The following is a 17,493-nucleotide window of genomic DNA, read 5'->3' as shown; positions in this document are numbered from 1 at the left end:
ACCGCGCAGATCGGCAGACGACGTCACAACGGCGCGCCCGCCATCATGGGATCGAGCCTAACTCTTCGACGACATCCAGCCGCCGCCGAGGTTCTTCACCAGCCCAACGCCGCTTTTCGCCAGTGCCCCCTGCGTGTCGTTCAGGTTCTGTCTGGCCGTCAGTAGCGTCACTTGCTGAGTCAAATCGGACTGCTCGCTCGCGGTTCCAGCCGTCAGTTGCGCGGCGACGCTCTCCAGCAACTGCCAGTTGCGCTGGTAAATGTCGGCAAACGCGTGCTCCTGCTGGCGCAGATGGTTCAGCGACGACAGGCTGTCTTCCACGTTCTGGAACGCCGTGAGCACGGCTTCGCGGTAAGATGCGACGTCTTCGTCATAGGTCGCCTGCGCCTTGTGCACGGCGGCCACGCGGGCACCACCGTCAAACAGCGTGGCGGCAAGTGAGGGACCGAGCGACCACATCCGGGTCGGCAATGAGAACAGCGTCGCGAAGGTGTTGTGTTGCACGAGACCCTGTGCCGATAGATCGAGGTCCGGAAAGAATGCGGCCTTCTCTACCCCAATAAGCGCGTTCGCAGCAGCAGCGGTGCGTTCCGCGCTGACCACGTCAGGCCGTCTTTCCAGCAACGCAGACGGCAGCACGGATGGCACCTCGGGCTGGCGAAACACATAGTCGAGCCGCGGTGCAATCGACAACGAAGCCGGCGGCACACCCGTGAGCGCCGCGATTGCGTGCTCGTCCTGCTCGCGCGAGGTCTGTGAAATTTGCAGGTTCGCGACAACCGCCTCCTGCGTGTCCTGCGCATACAGCAGATCGACTTGCGACGCGGTCCCCTGTGCCAGCGCTGCGCGCGTGATCGCGAGAATCCGCCCGTTGACCGCCTCCTGCTGCCGCAACAGGTCGATGTCGATATCGAGCTGGCGGATGTCGAAATAGTCGGTCGCCAGCGTCGCGGCAATCGACAAGCGCTCGCCGGCAAGCGTCGCATCCGCGCTCTGCGCGTTCGCCTTGCCCGACTCGATCTGCCGGCGCACGGCGCCCCACAGATCGACTTCCCAACTCGCGTAGGCCTTCGCATATTCCGCCGTCGTGCTCGAGCTGTGCGAGGCCGACGCGTCGACACCGAGCGTCGGAAACAGGCTCGCCCGGTCTGCAGCGACGGTGGCCTGCGCGAGCCGATAGGCGGCCGCCGCGCCTGCAATCGACTGATTCGACTGCAGAGCTGCGTCGACGAGCCGGGACAGCTCGGGATCGTCGTACGCGTCCCACCACCGGGTTGAGAGCGATGCCTGCGGGTTGGGCGCCGCAAGTCGCCACTGTGTGCCCGCTTCCTTGAACTGCGTTGGAATCGCTACGGCCGGCTGGTGATAGTCCGGGCCGACCGCACAGCCCGAAAGCCAGAGCGTGGCGCCGAGCGCACAGGCGCAGCAGCGCATGCCGACCGACACGGCCGACAGGAATCCGATGGGCGATTTCATGCGTGTTTCCTTCGGCGCCGCAACCGCTGCGACGCCCGATCGAGCCAGAGATAGATGACAGGGGTGGTATAGAGCGTGATGACCTGGCTGAACACCAGACCGCCGATGATCGAGATGCCGAGTGGCTTGCGGAATTCGGATCCGTAGCCTGATCCCAGCACGAGCGGCAGCGCGCCGAAAATTGCGGCGACCGTCGTCATCATGATCGGACGGAAGCGGATCAGGCCCGCGCGCACGATCGCCTCCTCCGGCGGCAGTGCATGCTGACGCCCTTCGGCAATCGCGAAGTCGATCATCATGATCGCGTTCTTCTTCACGATGCCGATCAGCATCAGCACGCCGATCAACGCGATGATCGACAGCTCCGTGTGAGTGAGCAGCAGCGCGATCAAAGCGCCGACGCCCGCGGAAGGCAGCGTCGAGAGAATCGTCAAAGGATGAACCAGATTCTCGTACAGCATGCCGAGCACGACGTACACCGACAACAGCGCGGCGAGGATCAGCAGCGGCTCGCTCGCCATCGACTCACGAAACGCTGCTGCCGTGCCCGCGAACGCGCCGGAGATACTCGCCGGCATTCTGAGCGCAGCGACGGCCTGACTGATCTGCTGCGTCACGGGTCCGATCGATGCACCGGGGCGCAGATTGAACGATACGGTAATGGCGGGGAACGTAGCCTGGTGATTGATCGAAATGGCGCTGGGGTCGGTCGAGAACCGGGCCATCGCGGCGAGCGGCACCAGCGCTGAACCGTTCGCCTGGGCCGCGGCCGACGGCGTAGCGGCGCTTGCGCCGGCTGCCCCCCCGGCGGCGGTCGTCGACGCGCCGCTCGTGGCGAGCGCCGGGCTCGCCGGAACATGGATGTCCTTCAGTACCGAAGGACTTGTCCAGTACTCGGGCGCCACCTCCATCACGACGTGATACTGATTCGCGCTCCCGTAGATGGCCGAGACCTGCCGTTCGCCGAACGCGTCATAAAGCGCCTCGTCGATATCTTTGAAACTCACGCCCATTCGCGCGGCGGAGTCGCGGTCGACGTCGATGCCGACCTGCATGCTCTTGTCCTGCTGGTCGGTGTTGATGTCGGCCAGCGCCGGCATCTTGTGCATCTGCGCGACCAACTTCGGCACCCATTGATCGAGTGTCGCCTGGTCGTCCGCGGTAAGGGTGTACTGGTACTGCGCGGCGCTCTGTCGGCCACCGGCCGCGAGGTCCTGCAACGACTGCAGATAGAGCTGTGTCCCCGGCATATCGGCAAGCCGTCGGCGCACCTGGGCGATCACCTGATCGGCCGTCGCGCGACGCTCACCCAGGGGCTTGAGCGTGACGAACAGCAGTGCGTTGTTGAGCGCGTTCGCTCCCCCCACGAAGCCACCCACGAACGCGACGTTCGGATTCTCCTGCACCGCCTTGTTGACCATCTGGAACTGATGCTGCATCTCGTGCCAGGAGATGCTTTGCGACGCCTGCAGCGTGCCAAGCAGCAGCCCCGTGTCTTCCTCCGGGAAGAAGCCTTTCGGAACCACGGTGAACAGCCAGAGGTTCAGCACGAACACCAGCACCGTCACGCCACCCATCAATAGCGGATGCCGGATGACCCAGCGCAACGATGTGCCGTACAGGCGAGAAAATCCGCTTTCGTGATGCTCGTCGCCGTTCCCGGCTTGCGGTCCTGCGCGCAGGAAAATGCTCGTCAGCATCGGCGTGACCGTGAGCGAAATCAGCATCGACATCACGATCGCAACGGAAAGCGACACCGAGAACTCACGCAGCAGCCGGCCCATCAGGCCACCCATGAACAGCAGCGGGACGAATACCGCGATCAGCGAAACGCTGATCGAAAACACCGTGAAGCCCACTTCCTGCGCCCCTGCGAGTGCCGCCTCGATGGGCTTCTTGCCGCGCGCCAGATGCCGCATGATGTTTTCGACGACGACGATTGCATCGTCGACCACGAAACCGGTCGAAATGGTCAAGGCCATCAGCGAGAGGTTGTTCAAGCTGTAGCCAAGGACGTACATGACCCCGAACGTACCCAGCAGCGACAGCGGTACGACGATCGCCGGAATGAGCGTCGCGCGCCAGCTGCGGAAGAACGCGAACGTGACGGCCGTCACGAGCACGATGGATACAAGCAGCGTCATTTCGACGTCGAGCAGCGAGCCACGGATCGTCTTCGTACGGTCAACCGAAATCGCCAGCTTGATGGACGACGGGATCGCCGCCTCGAGCGCCGGGAGTTCGGCCTTCACGTTGTCGACGGCGTCGATCACGTTCGCGCCCGGTTCCTTATAGAGGACCAGCAACACGGCCGGCTTGCCGTTCGACAGGCCGTAGTTCTCGAGCTGCTCGACATCCTGACGTACATAGCCGAGGTCCGACACACGCACGATGTTGCCGTTGTTCTGCCTGACGATCAGCCGTCCGTAGTCGGCGGGCGAATACAGCATGTCGTTCGCGCCGATCGAATAGTTCTGCCCGCTCGCCGACATCGATCCCTTGGGCAAATCGACATTCGCATTCCCGATCGTGCTGCGGATCTGCTCCAGACTGATGCCGTAGTGGCTCACCCGATCTGGATTCAGTTCGACCCGCACCGCCGGCAGCGCGGCGCCGCCCACCACCACGTTGCCCACGCCGGTTGTCTGCATCAGCTTCTGTTGCAGCACCGTCGACGCCGCGTCGTAAAGCTGGGCTGGCGTGGCCGTGTCGGAGGTCAGACTGATCACGAGGATGGGCGAATCCGCGGGATTGACCTTGCGATACGTCGGGCTGCCGTCCATGTTGGGCGACAGGTTGGTTTTCGCCGCGTTGATCGCGGCCTGCACGTCGCGTGCCGCGCCGTCGATATTCCTGCTCAGGTCGAACTGCAACGTGATCTGCGTTTGCCCGCGCGAGCTGACCGACGTCATCTGGGCCAGGCCCGCAATATGGCCGAACTGCCGCTCGAGCGGCGTCGTGACCGAGGTGGCCACGGTCGTCGGATCGGCGCCGGGCAGTTGCCCCTGCACCAGGATCGTAGGAAAGTCGATTTCAGGCAGCGGCGCAACCGGCAGCAGCCTGAATGCCAGGATACCGAACAGCGCAAGGGCGACCGCCAGCAACGTCGTCGCGATGGGCCGCCTGACGAATGGGCCAGACAGGTTCATTGCACATACTCCGTTACGATCGGCTCGTCCGCGGCAAAGCGTCTTTCCAGACTATGCATCGCCAGATAGATCACCGGCGTCGAGAACAAGGTCAGCAACTGGCTGACGCACAGGCCGCCGATAATCGCGATGCCAAGTGGATGCCTCAACTCGGAGCCCATGCCGGAGCCGAACGCGAGCGGCAGTGCGCCGAACAGCGACGCCATCGTCGTCATGAGGATCGGACGGAAACGCTGTTCAGCCGCACGCCGAATCGCAGCGTGCGCGGACAGGCCGTGGTTGCGCTGCCCGTCCAGCGCGAAGTCGATCATCATGATCGCGTTTTTCATCACGATGCCGATCAGCAGCACGATACCGATCAGGCCCATGATGTCGAACTGGGTTCCGGTCATCAGCAGCGCCAGCAGCGCGCCAAGCGCCGCCGAGGGGAGCGTGGACAGGATCGTGACCGGATGAATGAAGCTCTCATACAGGATGCCGAGCATCAGATAGACCACGATCACGGCAGCGGCGACCAGATACCCTTCGCTCGCCAGCGACGACTGAAAGGTCGCGGCCGATCCTTCCAGCGACACCTGGACGGACTGCGGCAACCCTATCTGCTCCTTGACCCGCTCAAGACGAGCGATCGCCGTGCCGAGGCTGTATCCGGGAGCGAGATTGAACGACACGTCCGCATACGGGAACTGGCCCTTGCGATCAATCCTCAGCGGCGCGGGCATTACCTTCATCGTCGCCATCGACGCGAGCGGCGCGAGGCTGCCCGACGACGTATCGACATAGAGTCCTGAAAGCAGATGCGCAAGGTCGTCGGCGTTGTTTCTCGCGACCAGCACCACGTGATACTGGTTCAACTGCGTGTAGATCGTCGACACCTGGCGCTGACCAAACGCGTCGTACAGCACGTCGTCGATCGCCTGCGGCGTAATGCCAAGGCGCGACGCGGTATCGCGGTCGAACGTGAGTTGCACCTGATTGCCTGACTGCATCGCCTCGCTCTGCACGTCGGCAAACGCCGGATCGCCGCGCAACGCGCCAACCAGCTCGCCAGTCCAGCGAGTGAGCAGCGCCGGATCGGTCGACTGCACGCCGAGCCGGTAGCTCGTCGTCGAGACGGTGTCGTCGAGCGTCAGATCCTGCACCGGATGCAGAAACAGGCGCACGCCCGCGAGGCCTGCGGTGTCATCGGTCAGGCGGCGAATCACCTCGTCGATGCGCGCTCGCTCGCCCTTGTCCTTCAGGTTGATCAACAGCGTGCCCTGATTGATCGTCGGTCTCGTCTGGTCGATGCCGACGAACGACGAGAGACTTGCGACTGCCGGATCGCGTGCGATCCGGTCGACGACCTGCTGCTGTTGGCCGATCATGCGCTGGAACGAAATGGTCGGCGCGGCCTGCACGACACCTTCGATCAGACCTGTGTCCTGCTCGGGAAAGAAGCCCTTCGGCATCAGCATCAGCACGACGAACGTCAGCGTGGCCGTCAACACCACCGATGCGATCGTCAGGCGCCGATGCGACAACACCCAGTCGAGACCGCGTATGTACCTACTGTTGAGCCGGTCGAAGAAATCGACCCGATGCGAGTGTGGCTGCGCTTTTAACATGCGCGAGCACATCATCGGCGTAAGCGTCAGCGACACCAACGCCGACAGGACGATCGCAACCGACAGCGTCAGCGCGAACTCGCGGAACAGGCGCCCGACCACGTCGCCCATGAACAGCAACGGGATCATGACCGCAATCAGCGACACGGACAACGAGACGATCGTAAAGCCGATCTCCTTCGCACCCTTGATCGCGGCCCTCAGGGGCGTTTGCCCAGCCTCGATGTAGCGCGTAATGTTCTCGATCATTACGATCGCGTCGTCGACGACAAAGCCTGTCGCGACAGTCAGCGACATCAACGTGAGGTTATTCAGCGAAAAGCCGAGCCCGTACGCGACCGCGAGCGTGCCAACGAGCGAAAGCGGCACGGTGACAGCGGGAATCACGGTAGCGGGCACATTGCGCAGGAATACGAAGATCACCATCACGACGAGCGCCACGGCGATTGCCAGCTCCGTTTCGACGTCGGCAACCGACGCGCGGATCGTCTTCGTGCGATCCGTCAGCACGGCGACCTTCACCGATGCGGGCAAGCTCGCCCGCAGTTGCGGCAACAGCTTCTGCACGCTATCGACCACATCGATCACGTTGGCGCCCGGCTGCCGCTGGATGTTCAGCACGATAGACGGCGTGCTGTTGGTCCATGCCGCCTGTTGCAAATTCTCGGCGCTGTCGATCGACCTGGCGATCTGCGCCAGCCGAACCGGTGCGCCTTGCCGGTACGCGATGATCAGGTCGCGATAGTCCGCCGCCGATTGCAGCTGGTCGTTCGCACCGATCGAATACGACTGGTATTTTCCGTCGAGACTGCCCTTCGCCTGGTCAACGTTGGCACTGCCGAGCGCGGTGCGCACGTCGTCGATCGACATGCCGAGTGCGTTGAGCGCGCCGGTATCAGTCTGCACCCGCACGGCCGGCCGCTGACCGCCGCTGATCGTGACGAGGCCCACGCCTGAAATCTGCGAGATCTTCTGCGCAAGCCGGGTATCGGCCAGGTCCTCGATCTTCGTCAGCGGCAGCACGTCGGATGTCAGCGACAGCGTGAGCACCGGGGGGTCGGCAGGGTTGACCTTGCTGTAGACAGGCGGATACGGCAGATTAGCCGGCAGAAAGCTCGACGACGCATTGATCGCGGCCTGCACTTCCTGCTCGGCGACGTCGAGCGAGAACGACAGATCGAACTGCAACGTGATCACCGATGTGCCGTTTGAACTCGTCGAGTTCATCGCCTTCAGCCCCGACATCTGGCCGAGCTGTCTTTCGAGCGGCGAGGTGATGGACGAACTGACCACATCCGGGCTTGCGCCGGGATACTGCGTGTAGACCTGGATCGTCGGATAGTCGATTTCCGGTAGCGCCGAAACAGGCAGCAGGATGTATCCCAGCACCCCGGCCAGAAACAACGCAATCATCAACAGCGCGGTCGCAATGGGTCGCTCGATAAAGATTCGTGAAGCGTTCATCGTCGGCTCCGCTCAGTGCGCCACGACTTTCACGAGCGAGCCGGTATCGAGCCTGTCTGCACCGTCGGTCGCGACCCGCTCTCCTTCCTTCACCCCGCCATCGAGAATCGCCGTGTCGTCGCCTTTTACCGGCCCGGTCTTCACGTTGCGCAATGCCACTGCGCCTGCGCCGCCGATCACGAAAACGAAATCGCCGTTCGCGCCATGCTGGATCGCCGTAGTCGGCACGACCGGAATCCGCTGCAGCGTGTCGACCTGCATCCGGACATTCACGAATTCGTTCGGGAACAGCGCGTTGCCGGAATCGGGGAAGACGGCCTTGACGTTGATCGTGCCGGCGCTCGTATTGACGAGGTTGTCGACCGCAAGCAGCGAGCCCTTCGCGAGCAACGATTTGCCGTCACGGTCATAGGCCAGCACCTGAACCTCCCCCTGCGACATCGCCCGCCGGATCCGTCCCAGGTCGTCTTCCGGCACCGAGTAGATCACGGTCGCCGGCTGCAGTTGCGTAACGACCGCGATACCGGTCGTGCTGGTGCTACTCACGTAGTTGCCGGGGTCGACCAGGCGCAGGCCCACCACGCCATCCACGGGAGACGTGATGGTGCAATAGCCGACCTGAACCTGCAGATTGTTCACGTTGCCCGTGTCCGCCAGCACGGTGCCTTCGTCCTCCTGGACGGTAGCAACTTGCGTATCGAGCGTCTGCTGCGTAATCGAGCCCGCTTTGATCAGCTGCTGATAACGTTGCAGGTCCAGTTTCGCGTTTACGAATGCAGCCTGGTCATGACGCAGCGTACCCTGTGCCTGCAGCAACTGCGCTTCGAGCGCCCGCGAATCGATGCGTGCAATCACCTGTCCTTTCCTGACCGTCTGCCCCTCGTTGAAATCGACGGAACGCAGTATCCCGTTGACCTGCGTGATGACCGTGACGGTACGTGTCGGTGTCACGGTGCCGAGCGAGTCGATATAGACAGGAACATCGGTAACCGAAGCCGCAACCGCGCTCACGGGGATCGGATCTGGTGCGACAGCCGTCTGACGGTGACCGTGAGCCTGGTGGAACCACCCAACGGCCACGACGCCGGCCATGAATATACTAAGTACCGCAAGGTATCCTGTAAGGTTTTTCATCACACAACCTGAAAAATGGCCATCTCATCAAATGCTCACGCTGCCCTGCCAGACCCTTTGGGCGGGGCTCGAGCGTCACATTAAGTCGTAGTCCCTGCCACACCACGTCGACGGCGCAGTCATCGCGCCGACAAGTGCCCGTTAAGGAATGGGAATTTGCACCACGGCCTTGAGTCCGGACGGCGCATTCTGGAAGAGATCGAGCGTGCCGCCATGCTGCTGTGCGACGTGCTCCGCTATCGCGAGGCCGAGGCCGCTCCCGCCCTTTCGATCCGCCTCTGAGCCGCGCCGGAATGGTTGCTTGATCAACGACAGAAGCTCTTGAGGCAGGCCCGGCCCCCGATCCTCAACCGCAATCGTGACACTTCGCGCGTCCACGGTAGTCCGGACTGCGAGCCCGACCTGACCGTACACGACCGCGTTCTGCATCAGGTTCATCAACAGGCGCTGCATGCCGACCGGTCGGAACGCAACAGGTGGCAATTCCGCGAGCGACAGTTCGAACGTGCGACCAAGACCTGCATAGTCGGCGGCGAGCTGTTCGATCAGCGCGTTCAGATCGCCGTGCGTCGCCGGTTCGCTATCCCACCCACGGGCGAAATCAATAAACTGCTGGACGATCGTGTCGATCTCCTCGACAAAGCGTTCCGCACTGGCGGCCGGGGCCTCGAACGACTCCGGCGCGAAGATGGCCATGCGCAGCTTGGTCAGCGGCGTGCGGATATCATGCGATATGCCCGCAAGCATTTCGGCGCGCGTCGCTTCGAGATCTTCGAGCGTCGACGCCATCCGGTTGAACGCCTCCGCTACTGTTGCCAGCTCGCGCGGGCCGCTCACGGGAACCGCTTCGGGCCAAACGCCACGCTCGATGGTGCCGGCAGCGCGCGCCAGCCGGCGCAGCGCCTGTTCGACCGGCCGATGGATCAGATAGGCCCCAAGAGCAGGAAGGGTGGCCGCACTTAACAACAGGCCGATCAGCGCCCAAGGCAGCGTACTGCTCATGGCCGACGTTCCACGCAGCGCCACCCAGTAGTGCACGTCCTGCACATGGAGACGCACCCAGATCCGGTGCCCGTCGCGCTCCCAGCGAAGCTGTTCGTCCGGGGCAAGTTCCGATGCCAGTCGACCGAAAAAGCGGTGCGCCATGTAGTCGGGAGGCAACCCGTCGCGAGCCTGTGGCGGCGGCAGTTCACCTTGGGGCGCTCCGTTCATTTCGAGCAGTTGCCGGTTTCGCTCGTCGTCCGGCAGTACTGACAACAGCCGGTCCAGGATCCGGATCTGCGATGCCACGAGCGCTGCGCCATCGTCAACTCTTGGCTTCTGGATAAAGTTCAGATAGACGGCAAAGACCAGGATCTGACTTGTCAGCATCAGTACAATCAACAGCAATACGTTGCGCGCGAAAAGGGAACCCCGCCATACCGACATACCGCTTCCTTTCATCTCGCTCTCTCGATGACCTGCTACGCAGGTATACATAAAACAGTCAGATGCCTTTTGCATTCGATTGACCAGTCCCGGGATCGCAGTGGGTCCTGTGCATCCTTGCCCGGGAAAGGCACTCATCCACTTGCGCGGTCATGCCGTACAGCGCGTCCAAAAGGATGGCGGACGAATTGCCATAGCGTCGCGCGAGCTCCGCCAGGTTCATTAGCGCCGCATACGGCACTGTGCACTGCGATGCCAAGCTGTTAAACGATGGTGAATTATCGCTGCGGGGGATAATCGTTTGGGTGCACGTCCATTCAGCCTCATGCACCCTCCAACCGTAAGTGCACCGAGGACGGCCAGCAGCACAAAGTCGGCAACCAGCAGACCGCGGCGAGCAGCGTTGGCGCCGAAGCGATGTGCAACATGGCTCTGCTGCTTTGAAGGACCGGGGTGATGTATCGCACGAGACGGGTGCGGCGCAGAGATTTCACGACCAGTGACCGGCCACCCAAACCCCACCTACCCAGTGACCAGGCATCCAGACGCGACGCGGCACCGTAACTACATGCATCACAGGACGACGCGGCATGACGACGACCGCCATGGGAGGTGGGGGCGCTGGCGCAACCGTCACAACCGGTGCGACTGCCGCCGGCACGGCGGCTGCTGCGTAACCGTTTTGCACGACCACGGTCGGCGGCGCATAGACAGGTGTCGCCGGAACGACAGCGACGGGAGCCGGCACGGCGACACCGACGACCACGCCGGCGAATGCGGAAGCAGTCATGGATGTGAGCAAAGCCCCACCCACCAGCATGGCAAACGTTCGAGTTTTCATGAGCATCCTCCTTTACATAGAGGGCGCACGAAGCGGATCGCGCGCCGAGAAGAGAATGTACAGAGATCGCGACCTCAAATCTGTTGGAAAGGTGTGTCAAAAGATGTCACTTTGGCACTAGAAGTGGCGCCGAGAATTCGGAGAGGTCGGTAAGTGGAAAAGCCGGGACGTGAGTCGGTCATCATGGTCGGCAACAAGGAACCAGAAGATGACGAAACGCAACCGACGGACACACTCACCGGCGTTCAAGGCAAAGGTGGCACTCGCGGCGCTCAAGGGCGACAAGACGCTGGCCGAGCTGGCCCAGCAGTTTGATGTGCATCCGAACCGGATCACGGACTGGAAGAAGCAACTGCAAGAGCGTGTTGCCGAAGTGTTCGAGACGGGCCAGACATCGGCCGAGCCCCCACTCGATGTGAAGGTGTTGCACGCGAAGATCGGGCAATTGACTCGTAAGCGGCTCAGTTGGGCCGTTCGTCCCGTTCGTCCATTCGCGCGCGTGTGAGGCATGATGGCGAACTGGAGCTGGCGGTCAACACGCAGATCAGCCTGAACTCGCTGACAACCTCGTGCCCCTGCGCCTGCCGGACAGCCAGTTGCTCGCGCACGACGAAAGCTCGGTCGACGTCGACGCGATCTGAACGCGTTGCTTCGATCCGGATGCCTAGGGCCTAGTCAATTTCTCTGGGGCCCGGAAGCCACGCATTCGGCGCTCGCGCTCGCGCGTCGGCTGATGACTGCTTTGCGCGGTTGTCGACACGAGCGCGCGCCTTGACGAACACATGCCTGACGTTCGCCAGTTCAGGGATATTGGCCTTCGCCGCCGGATAGCTGCTGCGAACACGGCTAGCGGAATTTACGAACATCAACACCGGCCGATGGGAAAGGCCAGCTCACCGGCCCCTCGGCGTTATGCGGTTTTCGATTGCCCCCGGCCTTGCCTCTGCGCTCAGCCGTGCTGCTGAGCCACCGTCGCTTGCCAGCCAGTGCGCGCTTCCACCCACTCCGCCAACATCAGCAAATCCAGGTCGCCGTGAGCGGCGCCCACCAGTTGTGCGCCAAGCGGCAAGCCCGCCGGCCCGAATCCCACCGGAACGGTCACGGCCGGTACACCGAGGAACGTCCACGGTGCGCAGAATGATGCGTCGCCCGTATAGTCGAGTCCGCGCGGCGGCTCGCCCGTGGCCGGCGCGACCAGCAGCGCATCGAGCGCCATCGTGCGCGTCAGCCAGTCGTGAAAGCGATGCGCCATCGGCATCTGCGCCGCCTTGATCCTGGCGTAGGCGGTGACGGGCAGCTTGCGTCCCTCGTCGACGAGACCGCGCATTGCCTGGCTCACCAGCTCGGGCGTGCGATCGACAAGTTCGCCGTGCGTGATGGCCGCTTCCACGGACATCAGTTTCAACGCATGCGCGGGCGTTTCGAAGATCTCGACAGGCAGATCGATTGAGACTAGCTCGGCACCGTCTCGCGCGAGCTGGGCCGCGAGCCTCTCCAGCGCGGCCTGCTGCGCCGGCTCGACTTCGCCGCCGACCTGTTTCGACAGCACGCCGATGCGCCGCGTCCCAGTGCCGCGCGTCGTCGCGGCAGTGTGCGGAACGTGCGAGACGTGCGGATCGGCTGCATCGGCCCCAGTGACGAGCGCCAGTGTGTAAGCTACATCGGCGACGCGCGTCGCGAACATGCCGACGTGATCGAGCGACCACGCCAGCGGCAACACGCCCGTGCGCGCGATCGCGCCATAAGTCGGCTTGAACCCGACGATGCCGCAGTACGCCGCAGGCCGGATCACCGAGCCCTGGGTCTGCGTGCCGAGTGCGAGCGGCACGATGCCCGCCGCCACCGCCGCCGCGGAGCCACTCGACGAACCACCCGGTGTGAACCCGCCATTCCACGGGTTGACGGTCGCGCCCGGCTGACGCCAGGCGAATTCGGTGGTCACGGTCTTGCCGATAATCGACGCGCCCGCCGCACGCAGACGCGCCACCACCCACGCATCATGCTCAGGGCGTCGGCCCTTGTAGGCGGGTGAGTTGAATTCGGTCGGCATGTCGGCGGTATCCAGAACGTCCTTCACCGCGACAGGCACGCCCGCCAACGGCGCCGTCGCATCGACGGCATTGACCGGCGCGATCTCCGGCAAATAGCAGAACGCATGTAATGACGCCTGCGATTCGCACGCGGCATCGTGGGCGCGCACGACGTACTGCGCGACGTCTGCATTGCCCGAGGCGACCTCGGCGCGAATCCGGGCGATAGTGGGAATCGGGGCGACGGTGGAAGAAGCAGGGAACATGGTCATGGAAGCGTCGGCAAACGGTGTCATTTCGCGGCAAGCGCCGGCTGAATGTAACTCTGAACGATGAACCTATCGTAGCTGGGTTGCTGCTTCAGGTTGCCGAGCGCGATCTGCGTGTCCATCGCGACGGTCAGCGCTTTCGGCGTGATGCCGACGTTCTTCGGATACACGCCTTCGTCCAGCATGCGCTTGACGGCTGCATCGACCACCACGGGATCGAGCGTCGGGAATTCCTTGCGAGCGATCGCCGCGGTTTCCGCAGGATGGCCCTGCATGAAAACCAGCGCGTTTTGCAGCCCCTTCACGAACCTCGCGGCCGCATCAGGATCGACGCTGCGTTTGGCGGAGATCGACGAGAACGCGTATTCGCCATAGAGCTTCGGAAAGCCGAGCACGACTTTCATGCCCTTCGCGACGGCCTGATCGAGACCCGGCTCATACATCACCGCGATCTTCGACTGACCGGCGACCAGCGGTCCGATCTCCGAGCCGAGCGGCACCTGAACCAGCTTGATGTCACTCTGGGACATGCCGTTCTCCTTCAACAGCTTGAAGAACAGCGACGTGCTCGTAGTCGGCATCTGTCCCGACACGACAACCTGATCCTTCACATCCTTGATGCCGCTGAACTTCACGTCCGGCGCAACCGCGATCCACACCGCCGCACCGTTCACGACGTTGGCGATCACGTCGACATCCGCGCCCTTCTCGGCGGCCACGGCCGTCCACTCCGGCCCGTGCAGCGAGAAATCGGCGCTGCCCGACAGCACGGCGGAGAGCGCCGCGCTCGGGCTACCCGCCGTCTGCTTGCTAACGTCGAGTCCCTGCTTCTCGAAGAAGCCTCCGTCGATCGCTACATAGAGCGGCAAATACAGCATCGACTGGAACGCCTGCGAAATAGTCACTTTCTTGCCTGCGGCAAGCGCCGGCGTCGAAACAGCTGCAACGCTCACTGTTAAAGCGATGCTCAGCGCGGTCAGCGCCTTTCTTGCGGTGAGTGCCATCGTCTGTCCTGAGATGAAGTGGTTGGACTGCCGGAAATGGGTTAAACCTTGAGCGTGGTGGTATTCGACGCCTGCCGCCACGGCAGCAGCTTGCGCTCGAGCAGGTCGATCAAAAAGTACAGAACGAAGCCGATCGCCATCAGTACGAACAGGCCCGCCCACACGGTGTTGAGGTCATACAGGCTCGACGCTGTGAAGATCATGTGCCCGAGGCCCTTCTCTGACGAGATGAATTCGCCCACCACCGCGCCAACCAGACCGAAGCCGACGTTGATGCGAAAGGTGGAGATCACATAGGGTAGAGTGAACGGCACCACCACTTTCATGAAGACATCGTTCTTGTTCGCGCCGAGCGTGACAAGCAGCGCCTGCAAATCGGGATCGGCGTCTTTGGCCGCTTCATACGCGGCGATCAGCGCGACGATCGCGGTCAGCGAAATGGCCAGCGCGACCTTCGAGATCAACCCGGTGCCGAACCACAAGATCACGATCGGTGCGAAAGCGATCTTCGGCACACTGTTGATCGCGACGATGAATGGCTCGATCAGCCGCGCGACGAACGGCGAATACCACAGCGCGAGCCCGCACACCGATCCGACCGCCGTGCCGAACACGAAACCGAGAATGGCTTCGAAAAGCGTATAGCCGGTGTCGATAAAAAGCTGATGCGATTGCATGTCGCGCACGAGCGCCGCGAGGATTTTCGACGGCGAGCCAACGAGGAAATTCGATACCCAGCCCAGGCGCGCCGCCCCTTCCCAGATGGCGAAGAACGCAATCACGGCCGCCAGTTGCAGCAGCGAGCGGCCCCAGCCGCTGTCAAGTGCGTACCGCACGCGAGCCTTCGGTGCACGCCGTGCCGGTGCCGATTTATCGATGGAAATAGACTGCGTCATGCTGCCTTTACCTCCGTCTGAATATCGAGCTCGCCGCACAATGCATGAAAGTAACCCGCGAAGTTGGGGTCGCTGCGCGCACCGATCGGCGAGCGCGCGGCGATGTCGATGTCATAGATCTTCTTCACCTGCGAAGGCCGGCCGCCGAGCACGACCACGCGTTTGGACAACGCGACCGCTTCGTCGATGTCGTGTGTGACGAGCACCACTGTCTTATGGAACGTTTCGACAGCTTCCATCAACACGCCTTCCAGGTACAGGCGAGTCTGGTAGTCGAGCGCCGAGAACGGCTCGTCCAGCAAGATGATGTCGGGATCGTTGATCAGCGTGCGGATGAGCGCGACGCGCTGACGCATGCCGCCCGACAGCATGCGGGGATAGGCATGTTCGAAGCCCGCGAGGCCATACGTGTTGAGGTATTCCATCGCCATGTCGTGCGCCTGAGCGGCCGGCATATTCGACAGTTCCGGTCCGATCAGCACGTTTTGCAGCACGGTACGCCACGGCAGCAGCAGGTCGCGCTGCATCATGTAGCCGACCTTGCCGCGTAAGCCGTCGACGCTTTGCCCGCGATAGACGATATCGCCGCTATCCGCCTCGAGCAGGCCGGCGATCACGTTGAACACGGTCGTTTTCCCGCAGCCCGAAGGCCCGATGATGCTGACGAAATCGCGTTCGTGAATATCGAAGGTCAGACCGCCGAGGACGTCGACCGAGCCGAGTTTGTTCGAAAACGATTTGCGGATATTGCGTAAGGCAAGCTGAACGGGCATGTTTGTTCCTCGACGACGGTTCGGTGTGCATTGCGGCAGACGGCGGGCGGAGTCAAACGCCCCGCTGTGCGGCGAGAAAGCGGCGGCGCATCGGCTTAAGCACGGCAATGGCCAGCAGTGCGGTGGCGATGTCGAGCGTGATCGCGGTGGAGAACACCGGCTCCCAACTGCCCGCGTGCTGATGCAGCAATGCCGCGAGCGGGCCGCCGAAGATCGAGCCGATCCCTTGCGAGATGTAGAGCCAGCCGTAGTTCTCGGTGGCGTGACGCGTGCCGAAGGTGTCCGTCAGCGTCGCCGGGAACAATGAGAAGATTTCGCCCCAGCCGAAGAACACCACGCCCGACAGCAGTACGAATAGCACGGCGTTATCGCGCGTGAGCAGCCACAGCGCCATTGCTACGCCTTCGAGCGCGAACGCGAAGAACATCGTGTTCTCGCGCCCCACCTTGTCCGACACCCAGCCGAACAGCGGCCGCGTGAGTCCGTTCGTGAAGCGGTCGAGTGTCAACGCCAGCGGTAGCGCAGCCATGCCGAACACGAGCACCTTGGTCACGCCGAAGTCGGCGGCGAAGGTGGCCATCTGCGAGGTGACCATCAGACCCGACGTGGACATCATGGTCATCATCGCGAACATCAGCCAGAAGAGCGGCGTCTTCAGTGTCTGCGACGGGCGAAAACTCGCGACCGTCGGCGCGGAAATGGAACCCGCGGAACCGGCGGCATCGTCGTGCGAAGGCGGCACGCGCAAACCCTGCGAAGCCAGCAGACCGACCACTGCGAACGCAATGCCGAACATCCACAGCGTGGCTTCGATACCGCGTGTCTGCAGCGACGTGGCGATCGGGAACGTCGTGACGATCGCGCCCATGCCATAGCCGGCAGCCACCGCGCCCGCCGCGAAGCCGCGCCTGGTCGGGAACCAGCGCACCATCAGCCCCACCACGCCGACATACACAATGCCCGTGCCCAGCCCGCCGATCACACCGTAGGTCAGATAGAGCATCGGCGCGCTATGCACCTGCGAGGCCAGAATCCAGCTCAGGCCCGCCATCGCCGTGCCGATCGAGATGGGCATGCGCGGTCCGAAGCGATCGATCAGCTTGCCCTGAAACGCCGAGAAAAACGTCTGCAATATGATCAGCAGCGAGAACGTGACTTGCAGTTCAGGTAGCGCTACGCCGAGTTTCGCGGCGAGCGGTTTGGTCATCAGCGTCCATACATATTGCGGACTCGAGATCGCCATCATGCAGACGAGACCCAGCCCCAGCTGAAGCCAACGGTTGTCTGTCACGGTGGTCGAAGCGCTGCGGAGGTCCGCCGACGCTATGGATTGCGAGCGTGTGGGTGTGGTCATCGAAACTCCATTTACTGAGCAAATGCCTGCCGGCGCCCGGCAGACGTGCAGCGTCCTCCGGGCCTCAA

The 17,493-nt window shown here is 62.8% G+C and carries 11 protein-coding genes and 2 pseudogenes; 1 reads left to right on the top strand and 12 read right to left on the bottom strand.

Annotated features, from left to right (window positions below; translation table 11 throughout):
• Window positions 1-57: 57 nt before the first annotated feature.
• The 6 genes from HDG33_RS33785 to HDG33_RS33760 form a co-directional block, all read right to left on the bottom strand.
• Entirely contained in the window at window positions 58-1,476 is a 1,419-nt protein-coding gene (locus HDG33_RS33785) for an efflux transporter outer membrane subunit (protein WP_221311625.1), read from the bottom strand.
• Entirely contained in the window at window positions 1,473-4,625 is a 3,153-nt protein-coding gene (locus HDG33_RS33780) for an efflux RND transporter permease subunit (protein WP_184039831.1), read from the bottom strand. The genes HDG33_RS33785 and HDG33_RS33780 overlap by 4 nt, the downstream gene beginning before the upstream one ends.
• Window positions 4,622-7,696: an efflux RND transporter permease subunit gene (locus HDG33_RS33775; protein WP_184039829.1), complete on the bottom strand. Its 3,075-nt coding sequence runs from the start codon at window positions 7,694-7,696 to the stop codon at window positions 4,622-4,624. Before HDG33_RS33775 ends, HDG33_RS33780 begins: the two co-directional genes overlap by 4 nt.
• A gap of 12 nt (window positions 7,697-7,708) precedes the next feature.
• Window positions 7,709-8,707, bottom strand: a complete 999-nt coding sequence (locus HDG33_RS33770) for an efflux RND transporter periplasmic adaptor subunit (protein WP_311548411.1) — start codon at window positions 8,705-8,707, stop codon at window positions 7,709-7,711.
• A 264-nt stretch (window positions 8,708-8,971) separates the two neighbouring features.
• Entirely contained in the window at window positions 8,972-10,273 is a 1,302-nt protein-coding gene (locus HDG33_RS33765) for an ATP-binding protein (protein ID WP_260330674.1), read from the bottom strand.
• Between the two features lie 475 nt (window positions 10,274-10,748).
• Complete coding sequence (locus HDG33_RS33760; protein WP_184039825.1) at window positions 10,749-11,099, bottom strand: hypothetical protein; 351 nt, start codon at window positions 11,097-11,099, stop codon at window positions 10,749-10,751.
• Window positions 11,100-11,307: 208 nt separating this feature from the next.
• Between HDG33_RS33760 and HDG33_RS33755 the strand changes: the two are divergent.
• Window positions 11,308-11,550, top strand: a pseudogene (locus tag HDG33_RS33755) (transposase); the annotation flags it as partial.
• A gap of 228 nt (window positions 11,551-11,778) precedes the next feature.
• Here the strand turns inward: HDG33_RS33755 and HDG33_RS37835 are convergent.
• The 6 genes and pseudogenes from HDG33_RS37835 to oxlT form a co-directional block, all read right to left on the bottom strand.
• Window positions 11,779-11,932, bottom strand: a pseudogene (locus HDG33_RS37835) (IS6 family transposase); the annotation flags it as partial.
• Window positions 11,933-12,048: 116 nt separating this feature from the next.
• Window positions 12,049-13,401: an amidase gene (locus HDG33_RS33750; RefSeq protein WP_184039823.1), complete on the bottom strand. Its 1,353-nt coding sequence runs from the start codon at window positions 13,399-13,401 to the stop codon at window positions 12,049-12,051.
• Window positions 13,402-13,421: 20 nt separating this feature from the next.
• Window positions 13,422-14,402, bottom strand: a complete 981-nt coding sequence (locus HDG33_RS33745; protein WP_184039821.1) for an ABC transporter substrate-binding protein — start codon at window positions 14,400-14,402, stop codon at window positions 13,422-13,424.
• Window positions 14,403-14,443: 41 nt separating this feature from the next.
• Window positions 14,444-15,298, bottom strand: a complete 855-nt coding sequence (locus tag HDG33_RS33740; RefSeq protein WP_184039818.1) for an ABC transporter permease — start codon at window positions 15,296-15,298, stop codon at window positions 14,444-14,446.
• The gene (locus HDG33_RS33735; protein ID WP_184039816.1) at window positions 15,295-16,071 is read right to left on the bottom strand and encodes an ABC transporter ATP-binding protein; all 777 of its coding nucleotides are present in this window, start codon (window positions 16,069-16,071) and stop codon (window positions 15,295-15,297) included. Before HDG33_RS33735 ends, HDG33_RS33740 begins: the two co-directional genes overlap by 4 nt.
• Before the next feature lie 52 nt (window positions 16,072-16,123).
• Window positions 16,124-17,425, bottom strand: coding sequence for an oxalate/formate MFS antiporter (oxlT, locus tag HDG33_RS33730; RefSeq protein ID WP_184039814.1), 1,302 nt, complete (start codon window positions 17,423-17,425; stop codon window positions 16,124-16,126).
• Window positions 17,426-17,493 lie beyond the last annotated feature (68 nt).

The organism is Paraburkholderia sp. Cpub6, assembly GCF_014201065.1.
Taxonomy (GTDB): Bacteria; Pseudomonadota; Gammaproteobacteria; order Burkholderiales; family Burkholderiaceae; genus Paraburkholderia; species Paraburkholderia tuberum.
The sequence above is the reverse complement of the archived record's forward strand: the minus strand, read 5'-3'. Positions and strand labels throughout refer to the sequence as shown.

What these genes read in the sequence shown, in the direction of transcription:
- HDG33_RS33785 (WP_221311625.1), bottom strand. Translation starts at nt 1,476, where the DNA reads ATGAAATCGCCCATCGGATTCCTGTCGGCCGTGTCGGTCGGCATGCGC.
- HDG33_RS33780 (WP_184039831.1), bottom strand. Translation starts at nt 4,625, where the DNA reads ATGAACCTGTCTGGCCCATTCGTCAGGCGGCCCATCGCGACGACGTTG.
- HDG33_RS33775 (WP_184039829.1), bottom strand. Translation starts at nt 7,696, where the DNA reads ATGAACGCTTCACGAATCTTTATCGAGCGACCCATTGCGACCGCGCTG.
- HDG33_RS33765 (WP_260330674.1), bottom strand. Translation starts at nt 10,273, where the DNA reads ATGAAAGGAAGCGGTATGTCGGTATGGCGGGGTTCCCTTTTCGCGCGC.
- HDG33_RS33760 (WP_184039825.1), bottom strand. Translation starts at nt 11,099, where the DNA reads ATGAAAACTCGAACGTTTGCCATGCTGGTGGGTGGGGCTTTGCTCACA.
- HDG33_RS33750 (WP_184039823.1), bottom strand. Translation starts at nt 13,401, where the DNA reads ATGACCATGTTCCCTGCTTCTTCCACCGTCGCCCCGATTCCCACTATC.
- HDG33_RS33745 (WP_184039821.1), bottom strand. Translation starts at nt 14,402, where the DNA reads ATGGCACTCACCGCAAGAAAGGCGCTGACCGCGCTGAGCATCGCTTTA.
- HDG33_RS33740 (WP_184039818.1), bottom strand. Translation starts at nt 15,298, where the DNA reads ATGACGCAGTCTATTTCCATCGATAAATCGGCACCGGCACGGCGTGCA.
- HDG33_RS33735 (WP_184039816.1), bottom strand. Translation starts at nt 16,071, where the DNA reads ATGCCCGTTCAGCTTGCCTTACGCAATATCCGCAAATCGTTTTCGAAC.
- oxlT (WP_184039814.1), bottom strand. Translation starts at nt 17,425, where the DNA reads ATGACCACACCCACACGCTCGCAATCCATAGCGTCGGCGGACCTCCGC.